The sequence below is a fragment of the Rufibacter roseolus genome, assembly GCF_017916365.1.
In the GTDB taxonomy this organism is placed as follows: domain Bacteria; phylum Bacteroidota; class Bacteroidia; order Cytophagales; family Hymenobacteraceae; genus Nibribacter; species Nibribacter roseolus.
Genome location: NZ_JAFMSU010000003.1, coordinates 277,662 through 292,357 on the forward strand (window position 1 = coordinate 277,662; position 14,696 = coordinate 292,357).

At 52.6% G+C, this 14,696-nt stretch carries 11 protein-coding genes and 2 riboswitches; of the genes, 3 read left to right on the forward strand and 8 right to left on the reverse strand.

Translation table 11 applies throughout. The features are described from left to right. The first annotated feature begins 272 nt into the window (after window positions 1-272). A riboswitch (SAM riboswitch) is annotated at window positions 273-378 on the forward strand. A 386-nt stretch (window positions 379-764) separates the two neighbouring features. Beyond that, complete coding sequence (locus J3P35_RS17010; protein ID WP_210465872.1) at window positions 765-3,371, forward strand: M14 family metallopeptidase; 2,607 nt, start codon at window positions 765-767, stop codon at window positions 3,369-3,371. 664 nt (window positions 3,372-4,035) lie between these two features. On the opposite strand, the gene J3P35_RS17015 is transcribed toward J3P35_RS17010, so the two are convergent. Next, a complete protein-coding gene (locus tag J3P35_RS17015; protein WP_210465873.1) occupies window positions 4,036-5,415 on the reverse strand; it encodes a RagB/SusD family nutrient uptake outer membrane protein in 1,380 nt (459 codons plus the stop codon). Between the two features lie 11 nt (window positions 5,416-5,426). Continuing rightward, window positions 5,427-8,375, reverse strand: coding sequence for a SusC/RagA family TonB-linked outer membrane protein (locus J3P35_RS17020; protein ID WP_246850339.1), 2,949 nt, complete (start codon window positions 8,373-8,375; stop codon window positions 5,427-5,429). 486 nt (window positions 8,376-8,861) lie between these two features. Beyond that, window positions 8,862-8,965: riboswitch (SAM riboswitch) on the reverse strand. Window positions 8,966-9,832: 867 nt separating this feature from the next. On the opposite strand from J3P35_RS17020, the gene J3P35_RS17025 reads away from it, so the two are divergent. Then, window positions 9,833-10,315 (forward strand): phospholipase D-like domain-containing protein, encoded by a 483-nt coding sequence (locus J3P35_RS17025; RefSeq protein ID WP_210465875.1) that lies wholly within the window; start codon window positions 9,833-9,835, stop codon window positions 10,313-10,315. Between the two features lie 15 nt (window positions 10,316-10,330). On the opposite strand, the gene J3P35_RS17030 is transcribed toward J3P35_RS17025, so the two are convergent. The 3 genes from J3P35_RS17030 to J3P35_RS17040 all read right to left on the reverse strand — a co-directional run bounded on the left by J3P35_RS17030 (window position 10,331) and on the right by J3P35_RS17040 (window position 11,301). Continuing rightward, window positions 10,331-10,672: a hypothetical protein gene (locus J3P35_RS17030; protein ID WP_210465876.1), complete on the reverse strand. Its 342-nt coding sequence runs from the start codon at window positions 10,670-10,672 to the stop codon at window positions 10,331-10,333. A gap of 103 nt (window positions 10,673-10,775) precedes the next feature. Continuing rightward, window positions 10,776-11,117, reverse strand: coding sequence for an anti-sigma factor antagonist (locus J3P35_RS17035; protein ID WP_210465877.1), 342 nt, complete (start codon window positions 11,115-11,117; stop codon window positions 10,776-10,778). A gap of 19 nt (window positions 11,118-11,136) precedes the next feature. Next, the gene (locus tag J3P35_RS17040) at window positions 11,137-11,301 is read right to left on the reverse strand and encodes a hypothetical protein (protein ID WP_210465878.1); all 165 of its coding nucleotides are present in this window, start codon (window positions 11,299-11,301) and stop codon (window positions 11,137-11,139) included. 382 nt (window positions 11,302-11,683) lie between these two features. Here J3P35_RS17040 and J3P35_RS17045 point away from each other — a divergent pair, with 382 nt between their 5' ends. Then, complete coding sequence (locus tag J3P35_RS17045) at window positions 11,684-12,619, forward strand: isoaspartyl peptidase/L-asparaginase family protein (protein ID WP_210465879.1); 936 nt, start codon at window positions 11,684-11,686, stop codon at window positions 12,617-12,619. A gap of 386 nt (window positions 12,620-13,005) precedes the next feature. On the opposite strand, the gene J3P35_RS17050 is transcribed toward J3P35_RS17045, so the two are convergent. From J3P35_RS17050 to J3P35_RS17060, 3 genes are all read right to left on the reverse strand, one after another. Then, window positions 13,006-13,299, reverse strand: coding sequence for a hypothetical protein (locus J3P35_RS17050; RefSeq protein WP_210465880.1), 294 nt, complete (start codon window positions 13,297-13,299; stop codon window positions 13,006-13,008). A 277-nt stretch (window positions 13,300-13,576) separates the two neighbouring features. Further along, entirely contained in the window at window positions 13,577-13,975 is a 399-nt protein-coding gene (locus J3P35_RS17055) for a hypothetical protein (protein ID WP_210465881.1), read from the reverse strand. 25 nt (window positions 13,976-14,000) lie between these two features. Then, window positions 14,001-14,510, reverse strand: a complete 510-nt coding sequence (locus J3P35_RS17060; protein ID WP_210465882.1) for a GAF domain-containing protein — start codon at window positions 14,508-14,510, stop codon at window positions 14,001-14,003. Between the last annotated feature and the right edge of the window lie 186 nt (window positions 14,511-14,696).

Below are 14,696 nucleotides of genomic sequence, written 5' to 3' on the forward strand. Positions count from 1 at the left end.
AGCTTCTAAATGAGTTTTCCAAAGTACCTCCCGGCGCCTGCGACTACTATCCGGCTAGAAAAAATGAAAGCCTTCTTGACTCTTGTGCAGTAAGCCTTCGGAGTTACTAAATCCGATTAAGGGCTATTTTGTAATAAAAGCCCCAAAAATGCTCTCTAAATCTAAAGCCAAACACCGGTGATAGCTGCCGGATCTACTGTCCTCGTATCCCTGGCTGTAAATAACCTATATTTCTTTTGCTATATAAGGACCTGATTTCTACCTTAGCCCTGAAATTATACCGAAGAGGGGAGAGAGCAGGCTCTGAGAACCTCTAGCAACCGTTAACCAAGTTAAAAAGGTGCTAACTCCTGCCCAGCCAAATGGGAAATATAAGTTTTCAGACCATGCTCAGCAGCCACCACCTTTCCAACGCAAATCTTCTTTCGTTATCTACTGCTTCAGGCTATTCCGTTGCCTGTATGCACTCTTGTTGTTGCTGTTAGGTTCCTTAGACATTCCGGGCTCCCGGGCATCTATCCTTCTGCGCTGACGCAGCGCTCTTCTGTTTTCTAGCTACTTTTTCAGTTTTACTCTTTATGTACACGGCACTTGCGCAGGCAAGGGCAAAGAAACCGGCGTTTGCCTGGGGTACTTCTTTGCACGCCTGCCTCTCCTCTACCCTGGCGGCGCTTTGTCGCTTCCTCTCTCTTTGCTGTTGCGGCATCATTATTCCTCGCCGCTACGCTTTTAACCCATTTTTTGAAAATCACCCTTAAAACACCATGAAATCATCCTTACAATTACACAGGGCGCTTCTGGTCCTGGCCGCCTGGGTCCTGACCCTTGTTCCGGCCCTGGCGCAAAGCAGCTATTATTTCCCGAAGACGAAGAACTTTGACGCCGCTATTCCCACGCCTGAGCAGTTCCTGGGCTACGGCATAGGCGAGCGCCACAGTCGCTATGAACAATCGGTGGCTTACCTCAAAGAGTTGGACCGACTCTCCGACAAAGTGAAAGTGCAGACCATCGGGTTTACCTATGAACTGCGCCCGCAGGTGGTGGCCATTATCACCTCGCCCGAGAACCACGCCCGCCTGGAAGACATCCGGAAAGAGCACCTGCAGCTAGCCGATGTCTCTAAACCACTGCCCAACCTGGCCAACGCACCGGTGTTCGTGAACCTGGGCTACAGCGTGCACGGCAACGAGGCCTCCAGCCTGGAAGCCTCCCTCCTAACGGCCTACTACTACACCGCCAACCAGGACACAGAAACCCAGCGCGCTTTGAAAGAAGCGGTGATTTTGCTCGATCCTGCCCATAACCCCGATGGCCGCGACCGGCACGCCAACTGGATCAATGTCCACCAGAGCGACCCTTCAGTAGCAGACCCCGCCGATTGGGAACACAACGAGGTATGGCCCGGCGGCCGCGGCAACCACTACTGGTTTGACCTGAACCGCGACTGGTTGCCCATCGCGCACGTGGAAAGCAGAAACCGCCTCAAATTCTACCATGAGTGGCTCCCCAACGTGGTCATTGATTTCCACGAGATGGGCACCAACTCCACCTACTACTTTGAGCCCAGCAAACCCTACGGCTCCGAGAACTACCTGGTGCCCCGCAGCACCTATGACAACCTGAACGTGATCATCGCCAAGTACCACGCCGCCGCGCTGGACGAGATCGGGTCTCTTTATTTCACCAAAGAGCAGTACGATAACATTTACCCCGGTTACGGCTCCACCTACCCCGATTTCCAGGGGGGCGTGGGCATCACCACCGAGCAGGCCAGCTCGCGCGGTAACCGCCAGGAGAATTCCACCGGCGTGCTGACCTTCGCCTTCGGAATCCGGAACCACCTGAGCACGGGGCTAGCTACAGTGAAAGGAGCCGTGGAGAACCGCGAGACCTTCCTCAAACACCAGCGCGAGTTCTATAAATCCGGCATCGCCGATGGCCGCAAGAATCCGGTGAAAGCCTATGTGTACGGCGAGAAATACGATGCCACGCGCCTGCGGAATTTCACCGAACTGCTGCTGGCCCACAAAATTGAGGTATATGAACTGCCCGGCAACCAGACCATCAACGGCACCGCCTTCGAGAAAGGGAAATCCTTTGTAGTGCCCACTGAGCAGCCGCAATACCGCTTGGTAGAGTCTATCTTTGCCAAAAACACAAACTTACCCGACAGTGTGTTCTACGATGCCTCCACCTGGACCCTGGCCCTGGCATATGGTCTGCCGCACGTGGGCGCCACTAAACCCGTGAACCGCGGAAACAAAGTAACGGCCCTGCCTTCCCTTTCCGCCACTGCTCCGCCCAAAAGCAACTACGCCTACCTCCTGGACTGGACGGATTACAACACCGCCGGCGCCTTGTACCAACTGCAATCCTTAGGCGTAACCGCTCAAACCGCCTTGAAGCCTTTCACGGCCAACACCACAGCGGGCGCCAAAGACTACTTGCCCGGCGCCATCACCATTCCGGTGGCCTCGCAGAAAATCTCGTCTGACTCGCTGTACAAAGCCATCCAGAAAGTTGTCGCAGACCGCCAAATCAACATCACCGCGGTGAACAGCGGTTTCAGCGCCAAAGGCATTGACCTGGGTAGCAGCAACATCCAGACCATCCGGAAACCCGAGGCTCTGATGCTGGTAGGCACCGGCGTGCAAGGTCCGGAGGCTGGCGAGGTGTGGTTCTTGCTGGATTCTCAGCTGAAGATGCCCATCACCAAAGCCGAGTTGAGTTCTTTCCCGCGCCTGTCTTTGGCCCGTTACAATACCATCGTGCTGGTAAGCGGCGCCTACAACAGCCTGGACAAAAACACTGTGGACAAACTGAAGCGCTGGGTTACCGAGGGCGGCACATTAATCACCTTCAAAACCGCCTCTGAGTGGGCCATCAAACAAGGCATCGCGAATGCCCGCCTTCTCTCCCCTGCTGATACCGCCGCTAAAACCGTGCGCCAGGATTACATCAACGCCCGCGAACTCGAAGGCGCCAAATCGGTAGGCGGCTCTATTTACGAGACCGACCTGGACATCACGCACCCGCTGGCCTTCGGCTACACCTCCCGCAAACTGAGCGTGTACCGCAACAGCAACGTGTTCCTGGCACCCAGCAAAAGCTCGTATGAGACCGTGGCCCAATACACCGCCAATCCTTTGCAAAGTGGCTACGTGTCCAAAGCCAACCTGAAGAAAATCGCCAACTCCGCTTCGCTCTTAGCGCAGAACCAAGGCCAGGGCACAGTGGTCCTCTTCGCGGATAACCCCAACTTCCGGGGAAGCTGGTACGGCACCAATCGCCTGTTCTTCAACGCCCTGTTCTTCGGCAACATCATTAAAACCGTTGGCGGTGTGCCTGCTGGTGCGGAGGAAGAGGAATAATGCACTGTATCTCCCTTGTATTCCTGAAAGGATTTTGGTAGCGAACGGCAATAATGCTTACTAATCGCCTCTCTAGCTTGCCATAAGACCCTTTCAGGATAACAGAAGGGGAATTGGTTTGTACTTCTATCTTAAATGAAAGCGGCTACCAAAAGGTAGCCGCTTTTTTATTGCTGTTCTGATGATAAAAGATTGTACAGCATTCATCATTCCTTTTTCACGTATTCCGTCCCCCGTTGAAGGGGTAGGGGGATGACAAGGCGGTTCTTGTGTCAACTGCTCTTGCTACAGAAAGGCGACAGGGCAGAAAGTCATCTCCTACTCAGAAAGGGCAACCACAAGGGATTGCCCCTACAGTTTAGGAATGACATAATCAGCACGAGTAATCATCCCCCTACCCCCTTCAAAGGGGGACGGAATGCGTGCTAATTTTATTACCTATTTCTATATCCCTCCCTATGGTTCAAGTTTTCAACTTGGACCTACCATGACCTGAAGTTTGCAACTTCAGTGAGGCGCAAGCCTCAAACCAGACAACTGATAAAATAACAATCCCTCCCCTTTTAAGCCCATTTTCCCAAAAACAACCTCAAAACATCAACAAAAAAGAAAAGGAGTACCGCTTCTGCGGTACTCCTTTTCACATGCAAAGGAAAAATTACAATTAATACCCGGGGTTCTGGTCTTCTGGTCCCAAGTCTGGGTCTGCGACGATGTCAGCGTTGGGGATGGGGTACAGGAACTTGTTGGGGTCCGTGATGCCCAGGACGGCTTGGGCACGGCCGGTGCGGATGAGGTCAAACCAGCGGTGGCCTTCAAAGGCGAGTTCCAGTTTGCGTTCCTGCTCAATGGCCAGCAACAACCCAGGAGCATTCAGCAAGGTCAGTTTCTCAACGCGGGCTCTCTCCCGAATGGCGTTCACATCGGCTAGGGCACCTACCAGGTTTGGAGCGGCTTTCTTCACGCGGGCCTCGGCACGGATGAGGTACTGCTCAGAGATCCGCAGAAGAAACGCTGGGTCATCGCTGGTGCCATTACGGAAGTATTTTTTGCCGTAGACAATGGTGCCGGAGGTCCCGATGAGGATGCTGCGGGCGCCGCCCACGGCCGGATTGCGCAATTCGCTGGTGATGGTCTGACCAGGAATCCATTCCAAACGGCCACCGCTGGAGCTGGGCAGCCAGTAAGAGGCGTGGCTGTTGCCGTTGGCAGTGGTGTAGGCCAGTTCCAGAATGCTTTCGGGGGTGAGCAGGCCCTGGATGGTTTGCTCATATGGATACACCAGCTGGGCCTTCTTCGCGTCAATCACCTTGGTGGCGTAGTTCTCGGCCTCAGTCCAGTTCTCCTGGTAGAGGTAGAAGCGGGCTTTCAGGGCCCACACAGCCAGCAAAGAAGCGCGGGCGGGTGTAGTGTAGGAAGCGCCGACGGCGCCGTTCTCCACCGCGGTGAAAAGTTGTTCGGCCTGGTTCAGATCAGACAGCACCTGGGCGTAGGTTTCGGCTTTCGTGGAGCGGCCGATGCCTTGTCCGTCCAGTTTAGATTCCGTGGGCGTGAGAACCAGTTGGGCACCGCCCCAGGCCCGGGCAATGTCAAAGTAGGCAAGGCCGCGCAGGAAGTGGGCTTCCGCCAGTGTGCTTTTCCGCAGGTTCTCGGTTAAGGCTGGGTCCTTGATGGCCGGTACTTTGGCAATGAGGTTGTTAGCCAGGTTGATCACGCGGTAAATCTGACGCCAGGTACTCAGGATGGAGCTGTTCTCTGACTGGATGCCGTTGCGGTCAAACTGCCGGTAGAAGTCAAAAGACCCGATGGACTCCGCCTCGTCTGAGGACAGGTAAGACAAAGCCGGGTAATCCAAGCCGTAGTAGTTGTTGCTTTGAAGCTCGCTGTACGTGCCTAACAGGGCGGCCTGCGCACCGCGGGCATCTACCAAGGCGGTGGAAGACAAGACTTCGGTGGCCGGGTCCGGCTCCAGCAAATCGCAACTGGAGAACAGAACGGCGGCGGCTAAGACAAAGGTTTTATAGGAAGTTAGAATATTTTTCATGGCTGGTTTTCTTAGAAAGTAACATTGGCACCTATCTGGAAACTTCTGGGCTGCGGCACCACGGCGTGGTCAATTCCCAGCACGTTCTGGTTGTTCGCGGCCACGTTCACCTCAGGGTCAAGGCCGCTGTAGTTGGTGAGCGTCCAGAGGTTGGTGGCCAGGGCGTACAGGCGCAGGTTAGAGATTTTGAAACGGTTCACCAGCTCGGTAGGCACGTTGTAGCCCAGCGTGATGGAGCGCAGGCGCAGGAAAGACCCGTCTTCCAGGTAGCGGCTGCTAGGCAGGGTGTAGTTGTTGCCTCGTTTGGTCAGGCGCGGCACATCGGTGATATCGCCGGGTTTCTGCCAACGGTTCAGCTGATTTGGGAAGAAGGTGATGCCGCTCTGGGTACCGCCGTGTTCCATAAAAAAGCGGTTCAGGTTGATGATGTCGTTTCCGGCCTGAAAATACAAAAGTGCCCCCAGATCGAACCGTTTGAAGCGCACGGTGTTGTTCAAGCTCCCGAAGAAATCCGGTGCGCCGTTGCCCAGAATCTTGCGGTCGGCGGTGGTGATGGTGCCGTTTTTGTCTACGTCATCGTACACGGCATCGCCGGTCTGCGGGTCTACATACAGCTGGTCATACACCCAGAAAGCGAAGAGCGAGTTGCCCTGTTCCATGCGCACCCAGTCGCGGGAGTGGGCGGTAATAGGTGTAGGCAGTTTCTCGATGCGGTTCTTGTTTCTGGCGATGTTGAAATCAGTGGACCACTGGAAATCGTCTTTCTGGATGTTCACCGAGGAAATGCTCAGCTCCACCCCTTTGTTGCTCACTTCGCCCAGGTTCTCATACACGCTGGAGTAGCCCAGCTTGGAAGGCACCGGCACTTGAATGAGCAGGTCTTTGGTGTATTTGCTGTAGTAGTTGGCCTCCACTTTAATGCGGTTCTGCAGGAACGCTAGGTCCAAGCCCACGTTCCACTGGCGGGTGGTTTCCCAGGTCAGATCGGGGTTGCCTAACTGGCTCGGGCTGATGCCGGGGTTGTTCTGGTAGTTTCTACCGGCTCTCCACAGGCTCTGCGAAGGGAAATCGCTGATGCCGTTCTGGTTACCAGACAACCCGATGTTGGCGCGCAGCTTGATCTGGTCAAACGGCAGGTCTTTCGCGAACGCCTCCTCTGAGACAATCCAGGACGCTCCTACTGATGGGAAGTAGCCCCATTTGTTACCCGCGGCAAACTTAGAGGAACCGTCGGCGCGTAGGCTCCCGTCCAGGCTGTATTTGTCTCTGAACGTGTAGCTGGCCCTTCCGAAGAAAGACACCAAGCCGTTCTGGCTCGAAGAAGTGCTACCCGTCTGGATGGAAGAAGAAGCTATTTCCTGGAAATTATCGCTCGGAAACTTCTGGCCCGAGAGAGTCAGGAAGTTGTATTTGGTGCTTTGGAGGGTATTTCCCAAAATTAGGTTCAAACGGTGGTCATCTCCCAAGGCTTTGTTGTAGGTCAAGACCTGCTCGTTAATCAAAGTCACCAAGCTGGATTGCGTGTTGCTGCCGTTCCCGGCCGGAAGACCTACACTGATCTGGGTGTTGTTGTAGACTTTGTCAATGTAGCTGTTGTAGTCCAGGCTCCAGCTGGATTTGAACGACAAACCCGGCAGGATCTCGTACTCGGCGTACAGGTTCCCGATGAGGCGGTTGCTGTGCCCCTGGATGTTCAGGTTCTCAATAAGCGCCAAATGGTTGTCAAAGATGCTGTGGCGGGCGTAGCTGCCGTCCTCGTTGAACACGGGCAGAAACGTCTGCACGTACAAAGACGAGTTGATCACGCCCTGCGCGCTGTTATCGTTGCGGCTCACATTTCGGTGGCTGTACGCCCCCGAGGCACTGATGCCCACCGTCAGTTTCTCGCTCAGGTTATGGTCAAAGTTGAACCGACCGCTGAAGCGCTCAAACTGGGCAGGTTTCACAATCCCCTCCTGTGAGAAATAACTGCCCCCAATAAAGTACCGGCTTTTGTCTGACCCACCCGAGGCCGACAAGTCATAGCTCTGGGTTTTGGCGGTCTGGAATACATCCGGGATGCGGGAATAGGTGGTCTGCTCCTCGGGTAAGCCGCGGCCTCCTTCAGCTTTCGGGCGGAACGGACGCGCCGCGAAAGCGCCGCCATCGTTCAGGAAGGCCTCGTTGATGAGTTCGGCTTCCTGCTGGGCATTCACCGTTTCATAAAGCTTAGGCGCCTTGGCCCAGCCGAAGTACGTCTGGAAACTGATCTTGGAACCCGCATTCAGTTTGCCGCGCTTCGTGGTGATGAGCACCACCCCGTTCGCTCCCCTGGACCCGTAAATGGCCGTGGCGTTGGCGTCTTTCAGCACCTGGATGCTCTCAATATCCGCGGGGTTCAGATCCGCCAGCGGGTTGAAGGTCTGCCCACCCAGGCCAAGGTTGCTCAATGACTGGTTGTTGATGAACACGCCGTCAATCACATATAAAGGAGAGTTGCTGGCATTGATGGAGGTGGCCCCGCGCACACTCACGCTGATACCACCTCCCGGCGCGCCGCTAGCCGAGGAAATCTGCACCCCGGCGGCTTTTCCCTGAATCAGTTGGTCCGGAGAAGTAACCGGCAAACCCCGCAGGTCTTCCACGTTCACGGTACTCACCGAGCTGGAAACCGCCCGCTGCGACTGAGTTCCGTAACCCACCACCACAATCTCGTCCAGGCTTTTGGTGTCTTCTTTGAGCACCACATTTACGGTGGTTCCGTTCACCACAATCTCTGCGGATGTACACCCGATGCTGGAAAACACCAGGGTCTGGCCTTGTTTTGCAGGGATAGAATAACGCCCCTCGGCGTTGGTGAAGGTGCCGCTGGTAGTGCCTTTCAGGACCACGCTTACGCCGGCCAGGGCCTCATTTCCTTTGGTGCCGCTCACCTGCCCGGATACCGATTGGCCCTGGGCAAAAGCAGCATGGGTCAGCAATATTGCTAATAATACCCCTAGACTTACTAGACTTTTTAGAGTACTACTTATATATGTTTGCATTTGTATAAAATAATAAAGACAAGATGATTCTTACACGGCCTCAGGACGACACCGGTGATTCTTTTAACAGAAGTAAAAAGAGGATTTTAATGCCTCGAATCCTGTATCAACAACAGCACATTCGGGCGAAGGTGGGCATGGCACCCATGGCTAGGGCAGCGGAATAAGTGTGGAAGGATGTTCCGGCGGGAACATAGTTCTCCGGGGAAGAGAAGGGTAAAGAATGGTCCATAATGAACTGAGTTTGAAAAAAAGAAGACAAAAGCGCGCATCACCGCAGGGTGAACAAGGCTACGCCAGGAAAGATGGAGGTGATGCCAGCTCTAACAGCAACAACAAGCCTGCATAAGCAGGATCTGCCGGGACGCAGGATGGTTGTTAGTAGTAAGGCGGGTGTTCAAACGCTGTAAGTGCATGGTCATTAATTTATAGTTCCCAAAAATGGGCAGGTGTTAGCACCTTTTCGGCGGGGCCGAAGGTTGCTAGAGGGTCCTGGAGCCTGCTCTCTCGCCTCTTCTTTATAAATCTCCAATAAAGATGCCCTAAAGGTAAGGGCACAACTTTTACAAAAACAACCTTTTTGCAGAAAATAATTTTTCCAAGTTTTCCTTAGCACTCAGACTAAATACAAATAATCCAACAAAGCAGAAATAAATAACCGCTTCTACTATTTATAATTCAAATAAATCTTATTGTATCAAATACCCATTGGAAAGTCCACTGTGGAAGAGAATTCTGAGAATAACAAGTCTCAAGCTGCTACCCACCTCCACTTTAAGATTAGCAAGCATACCGTCCACCTTTGAGGGGTATGGAATGATTTCTTCTGCTGAGGATAGCATTCCCAATATTGTACGGGCAATCCCTTGTGGTTGCCCTTGCACTTAGCAGAGGTTCGACGGTCCTTCAAGCCAATTGTTCATCCCCCTACCCCCTTCAAAGGGGGACATACGAGCATCGTTTCTAAAAAGTGAGTATTCGGGAAGTGACCGCTAGTAGTGTGTTAACCGTTGTTGGTGTTATCACCAACAACTAAATCTGCGGTGGCCGGCGCAAGGGCAACCACAAGGGATTGCCCCTACAGATCCTGAATGGTTGTAATCAGCATGTGTTGTCGACCAGCATGAGTTGTCATCCCGGGCCTTCAATGGGGGACGGAGTGCGTGTCATGCATGGAAGAATAGCTTCAGTTTGAAATTACTAAGGAGTTAGGTTTTAGGTAATCAGGAAGGTCAAGCTGCCTCTACAGGAGCATTTCTACGAGTTTTCTTTTTCAGGGCTACTTTTTGGAAAACAGGTAAAAAGCGGGTGTAGCTTAGAGTTTAGGCTGGGTTTAGCAACCCTGTATCTGGTTAGTTTGTATCTTACGCGCCAGAACCCTTAATCTTTCCTCTGTGAAATCTGTCCTTTCGTTGTTCAAGAGTGCCCCTAAAGTAAAAAACGCCGCATACTTCAGCCCGGGCGAGGATTGTCTGATGGCCATTCTGGAGTTTATCGGGGCGGCTACGTCTTCGCTTAAGATCTGCGTGTTCACCATCTCAGATGACCGTATCACCAACGCTATTCTGGCAGCGCACCGGAAAGGGATAGACATCCAGTTGCTCACGGATAATGAGAAGCTTTTTGATAAGGGCTCAGACATCAGGCAGTTGGCGCAGACGGGGATCGCTGTTAAGATAGACAACACGCCTAACCACATGCACCACAAGTTTGCCATCATGGACCACACGCAGGTGCTCACCGGCTCCTATAACTGGACCAGAAGCGCTGCCCTGTACAACCATGAGAATGTTCTGGTCACTTCAGACGCCCACGTGGTGGCAGGTTATTCAGGTGAATTCAACCAGCTGTGGAAAGAAATGGAGCGATTCCGGTAAACGGATACAGCCAGGTTACTGATCGGTGGGTTTAGGGCTGCCTGGTTGGATTTGGTTGAGCTTCATGCGTACCAAAAACTCGCCAAACTGGGCATTGTCATAGGTAGAGCAGTTGTCAATGATGAAGCCTTTGAGACCATTCTTTGTCTGTACCGCGTACAGGACCGCCACGCTATGGACGCCTCTGAATTGCTGAAACCGATGGTAGGCATCTACCTGTACTTCTTCCGGGGCGAAAACCTCCTGGGTCTCCGCGCAAAGCCATCCCTGTGGGCTGTATTGAAAGTTATGGGAATATCCTTGCTGGTTTAAATAGGCCAGCCCCTCCTTCATGTCTTTGAATTCTTCCAGCCTCATGCTGTTTCTACCTCCTCGTGCTTTTCTTGAAGCCCTTACAAGACCTCAAACTTTTCTGTGTAGCCCAACCCTTCTGCCGGATAGATCAAACAGCCTGACTTTTCTAAGAAGCCTGTACCAAATGGTAGGCTTCCTCAAAATCCGGCACTACGCTGAAAAATGGTTCCACCCGCAGGAGTTGCAAAATTTGCCGCTGCTGTCGGCTAAGATTCAGCAGGGCAATATTTACCTCATAGACCTTTAACAAAAGCAATTGGTTCACAAAGTGACAGAATCCCAGCGATTTAATGCATTCCAGGCTGGCGCAGTCTACCCAGATATTTACCTGTCCGCCCTGGCGCGTACCCTGCAGCCGGCGTAACAGACGCTGGTCAGACGCATCAAGGTCTTGCTGCAATACAATAATTACTTTTTCGCCTATCTTTTCTGTGATGATCCTCTGCATGGCTTTCCGTCTCATTTGATTACTCTTCGGTTGATGTAAAAGGCATTTGGGTAAGGTTTTCATCCTGCGGCCTGGCAAGGGAATGGCTTCCGGCTGGGGCACCACCCTCTTTTCGGCGCAGCCATTTCTTCCCTTTATCTGGTGACTTGAGCCAGGTTTTCCTGTATTTGGGATGAAAGGTCATAGGTTTTCTATTGCAGGGTAGAGATTGGAGAGACCTAAACAGAACAGGTAAAATTTATATTTAGAACTCCCCTTAGATTCTATGCATACGCGCTACGCCCCCTGGAAAGTGCCGGAACAAACACGGCAAATAGCCAGAGAAAACACGGAATTTTATAAAACACCACCCTACCGGCTGCAGACTTTGACTTTATTAAGGACGGTTTATACCTCTCAACTCTATTTTGCTCCAGAATCTGGAAAACAGAGCTAAAAACGGCTCATCAGTAAATTCCCTACTCCATTTCAGTATTTAACGGACCAACTGCGTCCCTTGCCGGCCGTACACTCAAACACCGGTACAGAACCCGGCACGTGCCATACAACTAAAAGACACTACCGTTATGAAGAAAAACTTCGTCATTGCAATCCATGGAGGAGCCGAGAACCAAAGCCGCGAAGAATTGGGCGAGGCCAAAGAGGCCGCCTATCAACAGGGCCTGGAAAACGCCCTGATGGCCGGCTGGCATATTCTGGAGCAGGGAGGCAGCGCCATTGATGCCGTAGAAGCCGCCGTGAAAAGCATGGAAAATAACCAACTTTTTAATGCCGGCCGTGGCGGAAGCCTGGCCAAAGACGAAAGCATTGAGTTTGATGCCGCCATCATGGACGGCAAAAACATGAAGGCGGGCGCCGTGTCTGGGGTCAAGCACGTGAAACACCCTATCACCCTGGCCAAAACCATTATGCAGCGTTCCCCGCACGTTCTGCTCACCAGCATTGGAGCCGAGAACTTTGCCATGGAACAGGAACTGGAAATGAAAGGCGATGACTACTTCAAAACCGAGGAAAAGATAAAGTCTCTGAGGAAGGCGAAGAAGAAAGAGAAGGATGAGCTCCTGAAAGACACCGTAGGCGCCGTGGCCCTGGACATGGACGGCAACCTGGCTGCGGCCACTTCTACCGGAGGCCTGGAAAACCAGTACCCCGGCCGGGTAGGTGACTCGCCCATCATTGGCTCCGGCACCTACGCCAATAACGAGGTGGTAGCCGTTTCCTGCACCGGCGACGGCGAGGGCATCATGCGCGCCAACGTGGCCCATGAACTGTACGCCCTCATGAAATATAAAAAGCTGCCTTTGAAGGAAGCCGCCCAGGAAGCCATGAACGTGTACAAAGACCGCATTGAGGGCGACCGCAACTTCATCGCACTGGACCCGCAGGGCAACGTGGAGTTCAGCTTTGAGACCGCCCTCATGTTCAGGGCCTGCAAAAAGAACCATGACCCAACCTACCTGGCCATCTGGAAAGATGACACCGGCGAGTGGGAACAAGAATAAGCTTTTAAAATAAGGCTGTTTTCACATCTCGGCGGCCAAAACTCAAACGGAGATACCTACCCCTCCCGGGAGAGGATTTTGGTTTTCGGGAGTTGCTCTTGCTATTGAGTAGGAGCCGGTTGGTGTTGATCAAGGTGAATTTTCAGGCCAGTTTCAGGTGCCCCGTTACACAACTGAAAACAGGTGAGCCAGAGCTTGAACCTACTTAAACCTGGTAACAAGAAATAAAATCAACCTTAAAAAAGAGGCGAGCCATACAACCTTTGCCCTAGCTGCCATAGTAACTCAAACCGGCAGAAAATACGAACTCCCGTTTAGGGCTTGTTTTCAGGGAAACGGGCTTTAAACGGGAGTTTGGTTTTGTTTTTAGGATGGTGACAGGAGCGTTACACTCTGTTTCTGGGCTGGGGGTTTGACGAAGAATAAATATACAAGGGCATTGTAGGGTTGAGGGCTTCGTTAACGCCCGTTTTGGTGATGTAATAAACCGGCTCGGCAAGACCTTGGGTGCTGATGAGGTATCCGTGGCTTTCCAGGGCTTTACAGCAGGCCTTTACTTGCTCCAGGGGCAAATCAGTGGCCTGGCTCATTGTTACGGGGGAAACCGGCAAGTGCACCGGCGACGGATCTCCTTTGACTAAACTAAATACGGTTTTCAGAATCTTCTCTTCCACTCTCATACCTTCTCCTTTCTGATTATTCTACCTGTTAACGAGTATTTTACAAGCAGGTTGTAATAATACGTACTTTTATTGGAGTAAATACGGTATTCTTCAGAAACCAGGTATAAACTGGCAATCCAGCTTAGGTAACAAGAAGCCGGCAGGTGTTTAGCGGGGCTGAATGAAGACTTTGCGATAAAAAGCAAAAGGGGCTTCAAGCCCCTTGCAGTAATTGGTAGTTCTTATAAATTTGAAAGGAGCACCATCCTGGATTTTGCACCTGCCCTACAAAAAGCTAAACAGCACAGAGCCATTCCTCGGCGGCGGCCCTTCCATTGAAAGTGGTGACCAGGATACCCTTTATACCGAAATCTATAGTCTTTTCTACAGACAACCTGGCGTAGATGTCAGGCGAGTAAACGTGGGCCAGAAAACGGCATCCGGCCTTTTCCATGCGGGGTACCCAGTCAAGGGCTACCCACTCCGCTGAGTCTGACCACATGCCTGTCACGTGGGTGTTGTCATTGAGCAGTTTAGCGCAACGGTACACGGTCATGAACCGGAGAATCTTCTCGCAGCCATCCCGCACGGTTTCCTGGGTCTGCTCCCCTTTCCAGTCAGCGGAGAGGGTGTCGTTGATCAGGTCATACCGGATGGTGATATATGATTCTTGGGCCAGTTGTTTTCCGTGCATAGCTGCGTTGGTATGGTGAATGCTTTTAGGTGGTACCGCGCTCAATGTTATCCATGACCACAGAGGCCAGGTTCTCCAGTACCTTCCGCTCTGCTTCAGAAAACTCCCGGGGCTCTGTGTCCACAATGCAGAGTGCCCCTATGTTGTACCCATCGCTGGTAGTGAGCGGGGCAGCCGCGTAGAACCGCAGCCCCATGCCACCCGTCACCATAGGGTTGGCCAACAGGCAGGGCTCCTGCAGCGCATTCTCAAACACAGTGGCTTCTTGCCTGAGCACCGCCAATGAGCAGAGGCTGGTACCCCGGGGTACTGGCTCAGTTACGTCCAGGCCTTCATTGCCTTTGGTGTGCACGTACTCATCTTCCACCAGGTTCACCAACGCAATGGGCACGTTGAACATGCGCGCGGCCATGCTCGCGATGTGTTTGAAAGGCCCCTCTTCGCGGTGGGTGTCCAGGATATTAAAGCTGCGCAACTTGGCCAACCGCTCGTCTTCATTGTCGGGGATGATAGGTATCCCGAAGGTATTTTCCATTCTAAATTCAAAAGGGGATGAAAAGCTTTCTGTGTTGCCCTGTTCATCAGGTATACCTTTGCTTTTTTTCTAATGTTACCAATTTTCAGGACAAAAGAAGGTCTGGTTCAGGGTTCCCCGGGCATGAAAACAACATCAAAGCTAGGGGGAATCATTCCATCAAAGGCGCAGACCGGGGTATACTCA